The following is a 15,359-nucleotide window of genomic DNA, read 5'->3' as shown; positions in this document are numbered from 1 at the left end:
GGTTCAGCGGGTGAAGGTGAAGTACTTCCAGGCGCCGTACGTCGTCGCGTTGACGTTGTCGCCCGACTTCGTGTCGATGTAGGACGAGCGGATCCGGAAGCGGACGCCCGTGGGCGGGTTGTCGTCCAGCAGGACCGAGTCCTTGCCGTAGCTGTCGAGGCCGAAGTACTCCGTGGCCGTCGTGTGCCAGGCGCCGCTGTAGAACTGCTCGATCTGGAACTGGTACTTGCGGCCCGGGTACATCGTCATCGCCGTGTTGTACACGGGGTCCTTGGACTGGTGGAAGTAGGCGTACGTCGCGTTCCAGGCGGTGGCCGTCTTGTAGGCGCCGCTCAGCGACGACGAGACGCTCACCTTGGTGTAGACGGTGTTGGTCGTCGTCTTCGCCGCGTACCGCGTGTCACCCGTGAACTTCGCGCTCACCTTGGCGTCCCGGGTCAGACGGACCGTCGCCGTGAGGTTGCCGTTGGCGTCGACCGTGCCCTTCTTCACCAGGGCGTTGGGCTTGTCGGAGCCGTAGGGGTCGGCCCAGATCTCCACCGTGCGGTTCTTGTACGTGGTGCCGAGGTGGGCCGTGAAGGTGACGCTGCTGTTGTAGCCGTACACCTTGAGGTTGTTGTTCAGCGTCACGGTGGCCGTCGACTTGGCGACCGTCACCGAGCGGGTGGCGGTGGCGCCGGCGTGGTCCGCGTCCCCCGCGTAGGAGACGGTGTACGTCACCTTGCCGCCGGCCTGCGGGGTGTCCGCGAAGGAGTACGAGCCGTCGGCCGCGACCGTCGCCGTGCCCAGTGACTTGCCGGCGGGGGACTCGTCGTCGGTGCGGGTGACCGAGACCTCGGTGCCGGCCGGGAACGCCGAGGACGAGGTCAGCGAGCCGGTGACGGTGAGGGCCTGGGCGCGCGGCGCGGTCGCGGGGGCGTTCGCCGTGAGGGTGGTCGGCGTCTTGGTCGGGGCGTCGAAGATCCGCAGCGAGTACGCGTCGCTGTCGTTCGTCGACACCGCGAACAGCTTGCTCTCGTCCGGCGCCCAGGCCAGGCCGCGCGCGGCGAGGGTGTCGGAGCCGCTGCTGGTGCCGGTGTTGGGGAGGTCGTACTGCTTCAGCGGCGTCGACACACCCTGCTTGAAGACGTGCACGTCCGGGTCGTACCAGGAGAAGGTGCCCGCCGCGACATCGCCGTTCGGGGCGACGTCCACCGCGTTCGGGTAGGTGTTGGTGACGTACTTGCCGTCCGCCGACAGGTCGGACAGCTTGTAGACCGCCTGGTAGTACGGGGCGCCGCTGGCGGTGATCACGTCCTTGCCGTCGGGCGTGACCGCGAGGTCGGCGAGGTTGCCGCCGCCGGTGTTGCCCGGGTCGAAGGCGTACGCGCTGCGGCTCGCGGTGCCCGACGAGACGTCGTACACGGCGAGGACGACCGGGCTCTGGCTCGGCGCGCCCGCGACCAGCGTGCCGGGGGCGCCCGCGGAGGCGTCCAGGATCGGGGCGTCGTAGAAGGTGCGGCCGGTGTCCTGGCCGAGGGCGAGGACCGGGTCGGTGCCGCTCAGGTCGAGCGAGCCGATGTTGCCGTCGCCGCCGGAGCCGTAGCTGAACCAGACCTTGCCGCCGGTGAGGGCCACGTACTTGGGTGCGGCCGTGCCGGTGGACCAGCGGTGGGCCTCCGTCGCGGTCGCGGTGTCGATGGCGACGATCGCGTCGGCGTCGCCGACGGCCGCGTACACGGTGCCCGAGTCGGGCGACAGCTCCAGGCCGCGGACGCCGGGCAGCGAGCCGACGGTGCCGACGACGCTGCCGGCGTAGTTCGTGACGACGACCTGGCCGGCGGTCGGGTCGCTGATGAAGACCCGCTGGTGGGCCCCGTCGACGACGATGTCGCCGGTCGACTTCAGGGGCAGGGAGACGGCGGAGTCGGCCGCGGCCGACCCGGCACCGGTCGCGACCAGCGCGACCGAGCTGAACAGGACCGCGAGTGCCGTCGCGGCAGGGAGAGTGCGTCTGCGCACGGTTTTTCGAACCCCCCGGAACGAAAAAGAAAGGGAGGGCGGACGCGGCGGGAAGACGGCACGCGTGCGCCTGAGTGATCGAAGGCTAGGTCATGGCACCGACAGTCGGGTCAAGGGAGCCGTAAGAGGCCGGTGAGAACGGCCGAAAGCCCCCGGCGGGGACGGGGGGAGATCGCCGGGGCGTCACCCGGACGGCCCGGCGCGCTGGTGGTCGTACTCCCGGGGTGATGCCTTATGAAGACGTGCCGATCTTGGGCGCGTCCTCGACACCAGCCAGGAGGCCCGCGATGCCCCGTCCCCCGGTCCGTGCCGTCATCGCCTCGGCGCTCTTTGCAGGCGCGTTGCTGACCGCGTCCGCGTGCTCCGTCTCATGGCCGGACAGGGCCGCCTCGGCCGGGCCCGCCTCCCCCGCGGCACCGAGCGGCGGGACGCGGACCCCGGTGGCCGCCCAGACGCTCACCGAGGCGCAGGCGAGGTCGGCACTGATCACCGAGGCCGATCTCGGCGAACCGTGGGGGCCCACCGAGGGGTTCGCCACCTGGCGGGACACCATGCTGAAGGCGACCACCGACTCGGCCGAGTGCCGGCGGCTGCTCGACGTCCTGTACGCGGAGGACCTCTTCGGGCCGGACGCCCGCACGCGCGCCTCGACCGGGCTGGACGACCCGTGGGACGGTGCCCAGCTCCGCTATCAGATCGTGGCCCACCGGCCCGAGGACGTCGACGCGACGCTGGCGTGGCTCGGCAGCCTTCCGGAGGAGTGCGGACAGTTCACGGCGACCGCGCGCGGCGGGGAACTGGAGGTGGAGGTCGGTGAGGCCGAGATGCCGCAGGTCGGGGACGCCCGCCAGGGTCTGCGGATCGTCCTGCGCGGCGTCTCCGACTCCGGCGACGCGCCCACGCTCACTCTGCACCTCGCCGCCGTCAGGGTCGGCGACGACGCGATCACCGTCACCAACGGCGGCCTCGCCGACGTACCGGCCGACGCGACCTGGGCGGCCGTCGAACTCGGCGCCCACCGTCTGGAGGAGGTCAGGAAAAAGGGCCGGCAGAACGTCTAGGCCATGCGCTCGACCGCGTCCTTGGCCTCCTTCAGGCCGGTCCCGGTGATCTCCCGGTAGACCTTGATCGCCTGGATCTTCTTGTCGTCCCGCAGCAGCGCGACGACCTCGGCCATGCGCGGGTCGACGGCCTCGCGCAGCCCCAAGTGGTCCATGATCAGGTCGAGTTTGCGCTCGACCCGGGCAACTCGCTTGTCGGCCTGGGAGATCCGGCTCTGCACACCCATGACGGCCAGGACACCGATCAGTACGAAGAAGAGACCTGCTATTTCCATGGTCGACGATCCTAGGCGGGCCGTCAGGGCCGCCAGGGCCGTCCTCGCGTCGGCCTGGTCCTCGCGTCGGCCTGGTCCTCGCGTCGGCCTGGTCCTCGCGTCGGCCTGGTCCTCGCCTCGGCCTAGCCCTCGTCGTCGAACTGCAGCCGGTGGTCCACCACGTCCCGTGCCGTGTCCAGCGCCGTACGCCCGTGCGAGAAGGCGTGCGCCCGCAGCCGGGCCAGCGCCTCCTCCGTGCCGACGTGAAGCTGGGCCATGATCATGCCGGTGGCCTGGTAGACCTGGTCGTGGTCGGTGGTAAGGCCGCTCAGCCACCGCTCGTTGCCCGGCTCGCCGGCGTCCTCCGCGTGCGGCAGCGCCGCCAGCGCCACGGTCATCATCCCGGCCACCGTGCGTGCCGTGCGCAACTCCCGCTCGGTGAGGTCGCCGGGGGACTCGCGGTAGAGGTCGAGCGTGCCCACGCACACCGTGTCGTTGCCGAGCGGCATCGAGTACACCGCCCGGACCCCGGCGGCCGTGGCCTGCTGGGCGAAGACCGGCCAGCGCTGCACGTCCTGCCCGGCCGTCAGGTCGCGGGCCAGCACGGGAGCGCCGCTCCGGGCGGCCGACTGGCAGGGACCGTCGCCCAACGTGGCCTGGATCTCGGTCACATACGCCGCCTGCGCGCTGCTCGCGCCGAGCTGTACGGGCAGGCCCTCGCTGTGCAGCGACACGCTCGCGCCGCTCACGGGCAGCAGTTCCACGGCCACGTCGCACAGCCGCCCCGGTATGTCGCCCGGCCCCGCGCCGCGTACGCCCTCGGCTATCGCGTCCGCGGCGCCCACGCCTTCCCGGCCTCGCTCACGCCGTCCACGATGTTCGTCTCTGGGCCGCACGGCTGCCTCCTCGTTCCCGAGCGCGGCCTGCTGGTCTCGCCTTCCGACCTCGCCCGACTACCCGCCCCGCCCCCCACGAAACCCGCCCGCCGGCCAGCCCTGAAGGGGCGCGGGGAACTGCGCGATCAACCCCCACCGCCCCGCGGACGACCAACGACCCATCCCCGCACTCACAGCTTCCAGTACCGCCCGCCGGCCACGCCCTGAAGGGGCGCGGGGAACTGCGCGAACACCCCCCACCGCCCCGCGGACGACCGACGACCCATCCCGGCACTCACCGCTTCTCGTAAGGATCCGCCGGCTCCCCGACCCGCCGCACCGACCCGGCATCCACCACAGGCGGCCACGCCGCGTCCGTGCCGAGCCGCCCCTCGGGATGCCACGTCCCGGTGACCGTCACCCACGCGTCGACCGGCGGAGCCTCCCCGCCCCGGACCTCGACCTTGCTGGTGGTCGCGTCGGCGGCACAGCAGGCCACCAGAAGCCGCGTGACGTACCAGGTGCCGTCGTCGTCACGGGTGACGAAGCCGGTCAGCCGGACCGTGCGGCCCGCGAGCGAGTGCCCGCTGTCGTAGATCGCCCGGGAACTGAACTCGGCGACCGTCAGCTCCACCGGGTTCCCGGCCGGCAGCGCCGGGAAGTGCCCGACCCCCTGGGCCGCACGCCCCGCCGCCTCGCGCTCGGCGATGTAGGAACCGAGGGCCGGGGGCGGGAAGAGGAGGAGGGCGAGGGCGGGGAGGGTGAGGAGCCACGCGACGCGGGGGCTATGGTGGCCGCCGTGCTGATCGTGGGCGTGGGAATCGTCGCCGTATTCGTCGTGCTCGCCGTGCTCGCGTTGCTGATCGCGGCCGGCGTGTTCGCCGTGCTCTGTGTGCTGGCCCTGCTCGGCGTGCGGTTCCTGTTCCGGTCGCCCGCCGACCGCCGCGGCCGCCGCCAGCAGCACCAGCAGAAACCCGGACACGACAAGGTATGGCCGTAGTCCCGCCTGCACGTACCGCAGATACAGCTCGCTGAACAGCGATATCCGCAGGATCGCCGCCCCCGTCAGAAGCAGCAGCACCGCCGGTCCGTAGCGCCTCACAGCAGCCACCACCCCACCAGCGCGCTGGTCACCACGGCCACCACCCAGGTCGCGGACGAGAACCGCAGCGCGAAGGACCGTCCGAAGGTGCCCGCCTGGAGGGCGATCAGCTTCAGGTCCACCATCGGGCCGACCACCATGAACGCCAGCCGCGCGGTCGGCGAGAAGCCGCTCAGCGACGCGGCGACGAACGCGTCCGCCTCGCTGCACACGCACAGCACGACCGCGAGCAGCGCGAGGAGCAGCACCGACGCCCACACCGACTCGGTGAAGAGGTCCAGAACGGAACGCGGCACCGCGATGTTGAACGTCGCCGCGGCCGCCGCGCCGAGGACGAGGAAGCCGCCCGCGTGCAGGAAGTCGTGCTGGAGCCCGGCGGTGAACGCGCGCAGGCCGGTGGCGGCCGGGTCGGAGTGCCCCTTCGGCAGCCGCAGCCACTCCTCGCGGCCGAACCGGGCCCACAGCCAGCCCATCACCACCGCCGTGGCCAGCGAGGCGACCAGTCGCCCGAGCACCATCTCCGGCTGCCCGGGAAAGGCGACGGACGTGGCGACGAGCACGACCGGGTTGATGGCGGGGGCGGAGAGGAGGAACGCGAGGGCGGCGGCCGGGGCCACCCCGCGTCGCATGAGGCTCCCGGCCACCGGCACGGACGCGCACTCGCACCCCGGCAGCACGACACCGGCGGCTCCGGCGACGGGCACGGCGAGGGCCTGGTTGCGCGGCAGCAGCCTGCTGAACACCTTTTCCGGCACGAAGGCCCCGATCGCCGCCGAGACGACCGTGCCGAGCAGCAGGAACGGCACGCCCTGCACCGCGATGGCCGTGAAGACGGTCCACCAGGCGGCGACGGGCGGGGTGTACAGGTCGAGGGCGAGCAGCGGCCCGAGGACCGAGGCGACCGTGGCGATGACGATGAGCGCGGCGCCGCCGAGCACGGCGTACACGAGCGCGCGTACGACGAGCCGCAGCCCGTCGACCGCGGTCCGCTGGTTCTCCACCGTGCCCGTCCCCACCTGTTCGAAATAGCTCAGCGAAGGCTAACCGGTGGGAGCTGTGGGCAGGCTGGGGTTCTCCGCGGAGGGGGCTGTGGGGCGCGTGGAAAGGCAGGGGTTCCCCCGCGGCGGGCCGTGTCTAGAGCGGGGGCTGGGCGGGGGCCGGGCCGAGGGTGGTGGTGCCGGGGGCCGTTCGGTGGCCCAGCCCCGTGCGGTACGCGTCCAGCGCCGCCTCCACCCGGCCGGTGCGGCGCAGCAGGTCGCCGAGCAGCCTGCACAGGTCGGCCAGGTCACCGGCCGCGCCCGCGCGCTCCAGCAGGCTCAGGGCACGGACGTAGTGCTCCTCGGCGGTCTCGGTGTCCCGGGAGTCCTCGGCGATGATGCCGAGCAGGCGGTGGGCGGCGGCCGCGTGCAGGGCGCCGCGCTCGGGGCTGAGGTCGCTGAGCACCTCGTGCAGGTGGGCGGCGGCCTCCTCCGACTTGCCGCGCCGGTGCAGTACGTCGGCGAGCTCGACGGCGACCTGGCTGGTGTACAGCGCGGCCCGCTTGGCGGTGAGCATCGTCTGTGCCTCGCGCAGCTCTGCCTCGGCGCGCTCCAGGTCGCCGTTCTGGGCGTAGACGTAGCCGCGCATCCAGTGGCAGTTGGCGAGCTCGGTACGGATCTGGAGCTGCCGGTACAGCTCGGCGGCCTTGGCCAGCGAGGCGTCGGCCTCGGCGACGCGCCCCTCGGCGAGCAGGGTGCGGGCGACGGACCGGTGCATTCGCGCGACCAGTGCCGGGTCGCCGGCCTGCGGGGCGAGCGCGAGGGCGTACTCGGCGGCCTGGGCGGCTCTCGCGTGGGCGCCCATGTCCATGTACGGGCCGATGACGCTGGCGTAGAGCAGGAGCAGGGCGTCGGGGTCGTGCAGTCCGCCGCGGTTCAGCTCGTCGAGGGTGGACTCCAACAGGTAGACCGCGTAGCGCAGTTCACCGGTGAGGTAGTGCGACACGGCCCGTCCGCGAAGCGCCGGGACACGGGCCGGCAGGGGTGCGGCGGCCTCCGCGAGCACCTGCTCGGCCTGCTCGAAGTGATGCCGTGCGGAGGTGAGTTCACCGGCGTCGATACCGCACTCGCCGAGCCCGAGCAGCGCCGCCGCCCGCTCCTCGGTGAAGCCGTTGCCCTCCGCCTCCGCGAGCAGCGCGGTGTACTGCTCGGCCGCGGCCTCGGTGTCACCCGTGGCGAGTATCCGCTGCGCCTCGGTCAGCCTCAGGCGCAGGTCCGTCACGAGATGCGCGGCACGGCCGGTGGCCAGCTCCTCGAAGGCGACGCCGAGCCGCTCGGCGATGTGCCGCAGCGCATCGTCGGAGGCGCGCACCCGGCCGGCCTCCAGGGTGGAGATGTACGCGGGGGTGTACGCCGGCTCCGCCAGTTGCTTCTGCGTCAGCCCGCGGTCGGCCCGCAACTGCTGCACTCTTCGCCCGATGGTCCCCGGGTCGTCACGGTCCGACATGGCTCAACTCTCCCTGCACCCCTTGCCGTTCGAGTCTGACGACCATAGGTTAAACCGCGTATTAAACGTGGTTAACCCAAAGCTGTTGCGAGGTCGCCGTGCAGGAACGCACCAGCACCACCGAGCGCTACACCCGGGGCGTGGCGGCCGCGCTGGTCGCCGTGGCAACCCTGATCCTGGCGGCCAACGCGGGCCCGGCCCGAGCGTCAGCCTTCGGCGACGAACGCCACGAAGGAGGCGTATGCCTCCGGAGTGAGGGTGAGGTTGCCGACCTCGGGGTTCTTGGAGTCACGGACGGCTATGCAGGGGGTTAGGTCGGCGACCTCCACGCATTCGCCGCCGGTGTTGCCGCTGTACGAGGACTTGCGCCAGGTAGCCGAGCCGAGCACGGCGCACTCGACACAATCACCGCCGGTGCTTCCGCTGTAACTGGACTTACGCCACAGGACGTTGGCCAGTTCCGCTGTGCTGTCCATAACGCTCCTCCAGTACGCCCTTGATCAGTTCCGCCGAATCCTCCACGGACAGGGCGGCTCCCTGCAAGCCAGCGTAACGAAGGGCGGCTTCGCGGATGGTCTCCGGATTGGCCGTCATGTGGCCGGAGATCAAGTCCTCCGTGTAGACGAGGTCGGGGTCGTCGTCAAAGCGAAGCTTGGTGAACGACCCGGCCAGGCTGACGTGTTCACCAACCTCGAAGGGCAGCACCTGGAGGCGGACCCAGCGCTCGTCCTGGAGGCTCAACAGGTGCTGGAGTTGGCCGCGCATGACCTCCGGGCCGCCGATCGGACGGTGCAGCACCGCCTCGTCGAGCACCACCAGCGTCAGGGGTGGCTGTTCCCGCTGGAGGATGCGCTGTCGTTCCATGCGGGCGGCGAGCAGCTTGTCGAGCTTGTCCGGCTGACCCGTGGCCAGCACCGCGCGGGCGTACGCCTTCGTCTGAAGCAGCCCGTACACCAACTGGCATTGATAGGTGGAGATGTAAGTCGCCTTCGCCTCCATGTCGGCGTACGGCTGGAACCACGTCGGCAACTGGCTGCGCAGCACCAGCCCCACCAGCCGCGAGAACATCCCGTCCGTCACCAGCGCCGCGTCCACCCGCTCGGCGAACTCCCTCGTCGGCACCTTCAGCGTCGTCTCGATCTGGCCGATCAGCGAGCCGGAGCAGAACAGCACCGAGCCCAACTGCTTCAGTGTCAGCCCCGCCTCCTCCCGTTTCCGGCGCAGCTCGTAGCCGAAGTAGTCCAACGGAGAAGCCGTGGGATCGAGTTGACGGATGTGAACCAAGGCGTACCACCCCCAAGTCCGGTCTGTTGCTGAGCGTAACCGGGCAACTTCGCAGTGGTGATGTGAATCGTGAAAATCGCCGCGACACCCGCACCCGCCCGCTGTTACGGTCGCCGCATGCAGCGTGCCCATCTGTCTCTCACGACGACGCCGGACCCCGTCCCGGCGCGCTGACACCTGAGCGAAGATCCAAGCCCCGGGGCGAGTGCCCCGGGGCTTTGTCGTGGGTGCTCGTCCCTTCATCCGGAGGAGCAGTCATGCACGACCACCGCCGTCTCGGCCGAGAGCTCGGCCTCTTCGACACCGACCCCCTGATGGGCGCAGGCCTGCCCTACTGGCTGCCCGACGGGGCCACCCTCCGCCACGAGCTGGAGGAGTACATCCGGGAGGTGGAGCGCGAGGCCGGCTACCGGCACGTGTACTCGCCGGTGCTCGGCAAACGCGAGCTGTACGAGATCTCCGGGCACTGGGACCACTACAGCGACGACATGTTCCCGCCGATGGACCTGGGCGGCGCCGAACAGGTCGTCCTGCGTCCCAGCCTGTGCCCGCACCACGCCCTGATCTACCGGTCCCGGTCCCACAGTTACCGTGAACTGCCCCTCCGAATGGCCGAGTTGGGCGGCATGTACCGCTCGGAGCTGTCCGGAGTCCTCGGCGGCCTCACCCGCGTACGCGCGATCCAGCTCAACGACGCCCATGTCTTCTGCACCCTGGACCAGGCGGCGCAGGAGGCCGGGGCCGCCCTGAAACTCATCGCCCGCGCTTACGCCGATCTGGGGATCAGAGCCGTCCGTCACCGTCTGTCCCTGCCGGGCGAGGGTGGCAAGTACGTCGCCGACCCCGAGCTGTGGCGGCGGGCCACCGCCCTGCTCAGGGAGGTTCTCGACGGCTCCGGGATCCCCTACGAGGCCGTCGAGGGCGAGGCCGCGTTCTACGGCCCCAAGATCGACGTCCAGATCGCCGATCCGGCGGGCCGCGAGGCGACCCTGTCGACCGTTCAGATCGACTTCCACCAGCCCGAGCGCTTCGACCTGCACTACATCGGCCCCGACGGCGCCAAGCACCGTCCGGTCATGGTCCACCGCAGCATCATCGGGAGCGTCGAGCGGGCCGTGGCCCACTTGGTGGAACAGCACGGCGGCGCGTTCCCGGCCTGGCTCGCGCCCGTGCAGCTCCTGGTCCTGCCGGTGGCGCAGGAGCAGACCGGGCAGGCGCGAGAAATTCTGGACCGGGCCCGCCAAAAGGGTCTGCGCGCGGAACTCGCCGGGCCCGAGCAGGGCACCCTGGGCGCCCGCGTGCGCGCGGCACGCCTCGTGCCGTACCAGGCGGTCATCGGTGAGCGGGAGGCGCGGGCGGCGGCGGACGGCGACCTCGTGGCCGCCGTACGGCTGCGGGACGGGCGCAGGCCGGGGGCCGTACCGGCCGGGGAACTGATCGCCCGGATCGCCGCCCGGGTGGCGGCACGCGGCGCCGAGCTGTGGGAGGTGCCGCAGGGCGATGGATGACGCCGTATGGCGCCGCGCGCACATGCCCGTGCGGCGGCGCCATACGACGACGCACTCCACCTGTACGACACCGTAAGGTCGCTGCCGTAGCGTCGCCACCGCACCCGTGACGAGGGGAGCCATCCGTGACCGAAGACGGCCGGCCGATTCCGGTGATCATCGACTGTGACACGGGCGTGGACGACGCCCTGGCGCTGTTGTTCGCGGTACGCCATCCGGGGCTGGACCTGCGCGCGGTCACCTGCGTGGCGGGCAACACGGACGTGGACGGCGTCGTGTACAACACCCTGACCGTGCTGGAGCAGGCCGGTGCCCCCGAGATCCCCGTGGCCAGGGGCGCCGACCGCCCGCTGATCGAGCCCTCGCGCTCGGCGCGGCACGTGCACGGCGAGGACGGCATGGGCGACCTCGGCCTGCCCGTCCCGCGGCGCCGCGCGGCCGACGTGGACGCGGTGACGCTGCTGCGCCGCGAGATCCTCGCGTCCCCGCGCCCGGTCACGCTGATCCCCACCGCGCCCCTGACCAACATCGCCCTGCTGCTGCGCACCCACCCCGAGGTCACCCGCAACATCGAGCGGATCGTCTTCATGGGCGGCGCGGTGGCCTGCGGAAACGCCACGCCGGTCGCGGAGTTCAACGTGTGGCACGACCCGGAGGCGGCCTCGATCCTGCTCACCGCCGGGGTGCCGATCACCATGTACGGCCTGGACGTCTTCCAGCGGGTCGTGGTCCCGGGGGCGGACGTACGGCGCCTGCGGGAGAACGTCGAGCCAGGCACCAGGCTCGCCGGCGAACTGCTGGCCCACCGCCCGTCCGCGCCGGACGTCACCGCCGACCCCGAGGCGGGCGGCATCGGCGACGCGGGCGCGGTCTGCGCGGTCGTGGACCCGGCGGGCATCACCACCCGCCTCCTGCCCGTCGAGGTCTCCCTCGCCCCCGGCCCCACCCGAGGCCAGACCATCGTCGACCGCCGCCCCCGCCCCGGCGAATCCGAACTCCACACCGGAACCCGCGAACAGGCCCTGGTGGACGTAGCTCTGGACGTGGACGTCGAACGCTTCGCCAAGCTGTATCTGTCGACGGTCGAACGCACCTGACGGCCCGGGGTCGCTCACCCCGGGCCGTCAGATGACAGCGGGTCAGGAACGGGCCGTGCGGCGTCGCTTCGAAGCCACCACGAAGGCCGCGCCGCCCGCGACCAGGACGACCGCGCCGATGGCGATCGGGCCGGTCGCGCTGCTGCCGCCCGTCTGGGCGAGGTCGTCGTCGCCGCTGGGGGACGGGGCGGGGGCGGACGTCGACTCGGAGGGCTCCGGGGTCGGGGTCTCGGTCGAGGGGGTCTGCGAGGCCGGCGGCGTCGTCTCCTCGGCCGGGGTCGACGGCTCGTCGGTCGCCGGCTCCGACGGCTCGGCCGGCGGCGTCGTCGGGGGCTCCTCGGTCGCCGGAGGCTCGGACGTGCAGTCCTTCGAGCCGCCGTTCCAGGCCGCGATCAGCTTGTCCTTGATGACCGGGCGGTCCGGGCCCTTGGGCAGGTCACCGTGCTCGAAGCCGTCGTTCGCGTCGAGCTTGCCGTCGAACTTCACCGCACCGCGGTACAGGTCGATCTGCCCGAAGCAGCCCGCGTCCGGGACGGCGATGTCCAGCGAGTCGGTCCCGCCCGGCTTGACCGTGACCGTGTCGAAGTCGACGAAGACCTGCTCGCCGGAGGTCGCGAAGGTCGCCCCGTGGGCGAGGTAGGAGGCGAGCGAGGCCGTGCAGGTCGTCGCGTCGGCGGCGGCACGCACCTTGATGTGCGCCTTGCCGTCGTCGGTGACCTTCAGGTTCTGGTCGTCGACCTTGACCGAGTCGTAGAAGTTCGTGCCGTCCAGCGAGAACTGGCAACGGTCGGTGGCCGTTTCCGTCCCCGCACCGGTGCCGGGCTGGTAGGTGCCGCCGGACTTCCAGCCGTCACCGCCGGGCGTTCCGTGGGCCCAGGCGCCGGAGGCGGAGGCGACGGTGGCCGCGCACAGGGCGAGCGACGCGGCGCCCGTCCCCAGCAGGCGTCGCGCGATGACACGTCTCGCTATGGACATGCGTTTCCCATCTTGGCGTGTGCATGGGTGGGGGGAGAGGACACCCCACGGTCGAAGAAACACTGGGCTCATTGGTCGCATGCGCCACAGCGTGAGGACATCGTCGGGTGACGGGACACCCCTGTCAACCTGCGGGAACACAAGGGTAGTTCAAGCGGCAATCACAATTTCGTCACGTCGGGAATGATCCGATCCGCTCTACGCTGTGTTCGCTTTTCCGGCCAAGTGGACAGAGTTCTCGATGTCGCCCGTACACCGCCACGAGGAGACCGCGTGACCGTCCGCACCACCACGACGCCCGACCTCTCGTCCAACGACCCCAACTGGTGGCGCCAGGCCGTCATCTACCAGGTCTACCCCCGCAGTTTCGCCGACGGCGACGGCGACGGCCTCGGCGACCTGAAGGGCGTCGCCCAGCGGCTGCACCACCTGGCCGCCCTCGGCGTGGACGCGCTGTGGCTCAGCCCCTTCTACCCCTCCGAGCTGGCCGACGGCGGCTACGACGTCGCCGACTACCGCGACGTCGACCCGCGCCTGGGCACCCTCGAGGACTTCGACGCCCTGGTCGCCGAGGCCCACCACCTCGGCCTGAAGGTGATCGTCGACCTGGTCCCCAACCACACCTCCCACCAGCACGTCTGGTTCCAGGAGGCGCTGAGGTCCGCCCCCGGCTCCGCCGCCCGCGAGCGCTACGTCTTCCGTGACGGCCGCGGCCCGCACGGCGAACTCCCGCCCACCGACTGGCAGTCGGTCTTCGGCGGCAGCGCCTGGCGCCGCGTCCCCGACGGCCAGTGGTACCTCCACCTGTTCACCCCGCAGCAGCCCGACCTCAACTGGGCGCACGAGGAGGTGCGCGCCGACTTCCGCACCACCCTGCGCTTCTGGTCCGACCGGGGCGTCGACGGCTTCCGCGTCGACGTGGCCCACGCCCTCGCCAAGGACCTGAGCGAACCGCTGCGCGACCTGGGCACGCCCGGCCTGAGCCGCGAGGACGCCCTCCCGGACCTCCCGCCCGGCACCCACCCCTTCTACGACCGCGACGAGGTCCACGAGATCTACCGCGACTGGCGCAAGATCCTCGACTCCTACCGCCCGCCCCGCATGGCCGTCGCCGAGGCCTGGGTGAACCCGAGCTCCCGCCGCGCGCTGTACGCCCGCCCCGACGAACTGGGCCAGGCATTCAACTTCGAGTACCTGCAAGCGGGCTGGGACGCCGACGAACTCAAGCAGATCATCACCGACTCGCTCGCCACGGCCCGGGCGGCGGGCGCCTCCGCCACCTGGGTCCTGTCCAACCACGACGTCGTACGCCACACCTCACGCCTGATGCTCCCGCCCGGCACCGACGACAACGCCTGGCTGCTGTCCGGCGGCCACGCACCGGCCGTCGACGAGGCCGCAGGACTGCGCCGCGCCCGCGCCGCGACCCTCCTCATGCTGGCGTTGCCCGGTTCGTCGTACGTCTACCAGGGCGAGGAACTCGGCCTGCCCGAGGTCGCCGACCTGCCTTTCGCGGTCCTCCAGGACCCGATCTGGGAACAGACCGGGCGGGTGCGCAAGGGCCGCGACGGCTGCCGGGTGCCGCTGCCGTGGACGACGACCGGACCGTCGTACGGCTTCGGCGCGAGCGGTTCCTGGCTGCCGCAGCCGGCGGGCTTCGCGGCGTACGCGGTCCAGGCCCAGGACGGTGTGGAGGGCTCCACGCTGGAGCTCTACCGCCGGGCCCTGCGGCTGCGCCGCAAGCTGCTGGCGGGCGAGGAGCTGACGTGGGCGCAGGACGGGCCGCCCGGCGTTCTGCACTTCGCACGCTCGGACGGCTGGCGCTGCGTGGCCAACCTCTCCGGTACGGCGGTGGAGTTGCCGCCGGGGGAGGTGCTGCTCGCCAGCGGGCCGCTCGAAGGCGGGCTGCTGGGCCCGGACACGACGGTCTGGCTGACGTAGACCCCGAGCCGCGGGCCCTCAGGGCGTCAGCGTCACCTGCGGTTCGCCCGCCGCCGGAGGGGGCGGGGTCACCTGGTCGGCCGGGAGCCTGGGCGGGGTCGTCTCCTGGAACAGGACCTGGTCGAAGTCGACCAGCCCCGTCTTCTCCATGACCGCGATGTGGTCGAGCACGGTGTCGTTGGCCTGGTCGGCGAGCCGGCGGACCAGGGTGTTCCTGGTCGTGGCCCGGATCTTCGCGACCGTGGTGAAGATCTGGCCGTGCGTGGTGCGCAGGATGTTCGCCATGTCGCTGTCGAACTGCTTGCCGGTGTCCCCTTCGAGCGTCGCGACGAACCCCTGCTGCTGGGGGCTGGCCTGGTTGGGCACGGTGATGTTCAGCCGCGCGGCGATCTGGCGGTCGGTGGCGTCCAGCGCGGCGTGTCCGTCGACCAGATGCTGCCCGGCCGTGCGCACCGCCTGGGTCGTCCCTTTCTGCAGGGCCAGCTTCCCCACCGGGTACTCCCACAGCCCGGCCGCCCGCACCTTCACCACGAAGTCCCGGTCGGCCTCCGTCAACGGCCCCGTCGCGGTCTGGGCGATGACATGGTCCGCGGAACTGGAGACGGTGCTGAAGCCGAGCATCGAGGGATAGGCGAGCGCGGCGAGCGTGAGGCTCAGGGCGCCGCCCACGAAGAGAGATCCGATCACGCGCCGCGAGATACGCACGGTGCTGCCTCCTGCCCGATAGGCCGAGGGCCCGCCCCCTGATGCGGGGGCGGGCCGGGTTCGTCGTACCGG

General features: G+C 71.7%; 14 protein-coding genes and 1 pseudogene. 5 read left to right on the top strand and 10 right to left on the bottom strand.

Features of this window, described 5'->3' with window-relative positions; all coding sequences use genetic code 11:
- Positions 1-3: 3 nt before the first annotated feature.
- Positions 4-2,001, bottom strand: a complete 1,998-nt coding sequence (locus ACZ69Q_RS17060; RefSeq protein ID WP_471042181.1) for an Ig-like domain repeat protein — start codon at positions 1,999-2,001, stop codon at positions 4-6.
- Positions 2,002-2,288: 287 nt separating this feature from the next.
- Here ACZ69Q_RS17060 and ACZ69Q_RS17055 point away from each other — a divergent pair, with 287 nt between their 5' ends.
- Positions 2,289-3,062: a hypothetical protein gene (locus tag ACZ69Q_RS17055; RefSeq protein WP_471042179.1), complete on the top strand. Its 774-nt coding sequence runs from the start codon at positions 2,289-2,291 to the stop codon at positions 3,060-3,062.
- Here ACZ69Q_RS17055 and ACZ69Q_RS17050 read toward each other — a convergent pair.
- From ACZ69Q_RS17050 to ACZ69Q_RS17030, 5 genes are all read right to left on the bottom strand, one after another.
- Positions 3,059-3,337, bottom strand: a complete 279-nt coding sequence (locus tag ACZ69Q_RS17050) for a ribosomal protein L7/L12 (RefSeq protein WP_471042178.1) — start codon at positions 3,335-3,337, stop codon at positions 3,059-3,061. The genes ACZ69Q_RS17055 and ACZ69Q_RS17050 overlap by 4 nt on opposite strands.
- 122 nt (positions 3,338-3,459) lie before the next feature.
- Complete coding sequence (locus tag ACZ69Q_RS17045; RefSeq protein ID WP_471042177.1) at positions 3,460-4,212, bottom strand: GAF and ANTAR domain-containing protein; 753 nt, start codon at positions 4,210-4,212, stop codon at positions 3,460-3,462.
- Between the two features lie 274 nt (positions 4,213-4,486).
- Complete coding sequence (locus ACZ69Q_RS17040) at positions 4,487-5,293, bottom strand: TIGR03943 family putative permease subunit (RefSeq protein ID WP_471042175.1); 807 nt, start codon at positions 5,291-5,293, stop codon at positions 4,487-4,489.
- A complete protein-coding gene (locus ACZ69Q_RS17035; RefSeq protein ID WP_471042174.1) occupies positions 5,290-6,309 on the bottom strand; it encodes a permease in 1,020 nt (339 codons plus the stop codon). Before ACZ69Q_RS17035 ends, ACZ69Q_RS17040 begins: the two co-directional genes overlap by 4 nt.
- Positions 6,310-6,427: 118 nt before the next feature.
- On the bottom strand, positions 6,428-7,777 hold the full coding sequence (locus tag ACZ69Q_RS17030; RefSeq protein WP_471042172.1) for a helix-turn-helix domain-containing protein: 1,350 nt from the start codon (positions 7,775-7,777) through the stop codon (positions 6,428-6,430).
- A 98-nt stretch (positions 7,778-7,875) separates the two neighbouring features.
- Between ACZ69Q_RS17030 and ACZ69Q_RS17025 the strand changes: the two genes are divergently transcribed.
- Entirely contained in the window at positions 7,876-8,091 is a 216-nt protein-coding gene (locus tag ACZ69Q_RS17025; RefSeq protein WP_471042170.1) for a hypothetical protein, read from the top strand.
- On the opposite strand, the pseudogene ACZ69Q_RS17020 reads toward ACZ69Q_RS17025, so the two are convergent.
- Positions 8,056-8,253 (bottom strand): annotated as a pseudogene (locus tag ACZ69Q_RS17020) (DUF397 domain-containing protein); the annotation flags it as partial. The gene ACZ69Q_RS17025 and the pseudogene ACZ69Q_RS17020 overlap by 36 nt on opposite strands.
- Positions 8,213-9,061 (bottom strand): helix-turn-helix domain-containing protein, encoded by an 849-nt coding sequence (locus ACZ69Q_RS17015; protein WP_471042169.1) that lies wholly within the window; start codon positions 9,059-9,061, stop codon positions 8,213-8,215. The gene ACZ69Q_RS17015 and the pseudogene ACZ69Q_RS17020, both read right to left, overlap by 41 nt.
- A 257-nt stretch (positions 9,062-9,318) precedes the next feature.
- Here ACZ69Q_RS17015 and thrS point away from each other — a divergent pair, with 257 nt between their 5' ends.
- Together thrS and ACZ69Q_RS17005 are read left to right on the top strand one after the other, a co-directional pair.
- Positions 9,319-10,569, top strand: coding sequence for a threonine--tRNA ligase (gene thrS / locus ACZ69Q_RS17010; protein ID WP_471042168.1), 1,251 nt, complete (start codon positions 9,319-9,321; stop codon positions 10,567-10,569).
- A 125-nt stretch (positions 10,570-10,694) separates the two neighbouring features.
- Entirely contained in the window at positions 10,695-11,666 is a 972-nt protein-coding gene (locus ACZ69Q_RS17005; protein ID WP_471042167.1) for a nucleoside hydrolase, read from the top strand.
- Between the two features lie 42 nt (positions 11,667-11,708).
- Here ACZ69Q_RS17005 and ACZ69Q_RS17000 read toward each other — a convergent pair whose 3' ends face one another.
- A complete protein-coding gene (locus ACZ69Q_RS17000) occupies positions 11,709-12,641 on the bottom strand; it encodes an LAETG motif-containing sortase-dependent surface protein (protein ID WP_471042165.1) in 933 nt (310 codons plus the stop codon).
- Between the two features lie 273 nt (positions 12,642-12,914).
- Between ACZ69Q_RS17000 and ACZ69Q_RS16995 the strand changes: the two genes are divergently transcribed.
- Positions 12,915-14,582 carry a glycoside hydrolase family 13 protein gene (locus tag ACZ69Q_RS16995; protein ID WP_471042164.1) on the top strand — a complete coding sequence of 556 codons (1,668 nt, stop codon included), beginning with the start codon at positions 12,915-12,917 and terminating at the stop codon, positions 14,580-14,582.
- Positions 14,583-14,600: 18 nt separating this feature from the next.
- Here the strand turns inward: ACZ69Q_RS16995 and ACZ69Q_RS16990 are convergent, their stop codons facing one another.
- Positions 14,601-15,251: a DUF4142 domain-containing protein gene (locus ACZ69Q_RS16990; RefSeq protein WP_471042643.1), complete on the bottom strand. Its 651-nt coding sequence runs from the start codon at positions 15,249-15,251 to the stop codon at positions 14,601-14,603.
- Positions 15,252-15,359: the final 108 nt, after the last annotated feature.

The sequence above is a fragment of the Streptomyces sp. NPDC036764 genome (assembly GCF_055609385.1).
The sequence above is the reverse complement of the archived record's forward strand: the minus strand, read 5'-3'. Positions and strand labels throughout refer to the sequence as shown.

What these genes read in the sequence shown, in the direction of transcription:
- ACZ69Q_RS17055 (WP_471042179.1), top strand. Translation starts at nt 2,289, where the DNA reads ATGCCCCGTCCCCCGGTCCGTGCCGTCATCGCCTCGGCGCTCTTTGCA.
- ACZ69Q_RS17050 (WP_471042178.1), bottom strand. Translation starts at nt 3,337, where the DNA reads ATGGAAATAGCAGGTCTCTTCTTCGTACTGATCGGTGTCCTGGCCGTC.
- ACZ69Q_RS17030 (WP_471042172.1), bottom strand. Translation starts at nt 7,777, where the DNA reads ATGTCGGACCGTGACGACCCGGGGACCATCGGGCGAAGAGTGCAGCAG.
- thrS (WP_471042168.1), top strand. Translation starts at nt 9,319, where the DNA reads ATGCACGACCACCGCCGTCTCGGCCGAGAGCTCGGCCTCTTCGACACC.
- ACZ69Q_RS17000 (WP_471042165.1), bottom strand. Translation starts at nt 12,641, where the DNA reads ATGTCCATAGCGAGACGTGTCATCGCGCGACGCCTGCTGGGGACGGGC.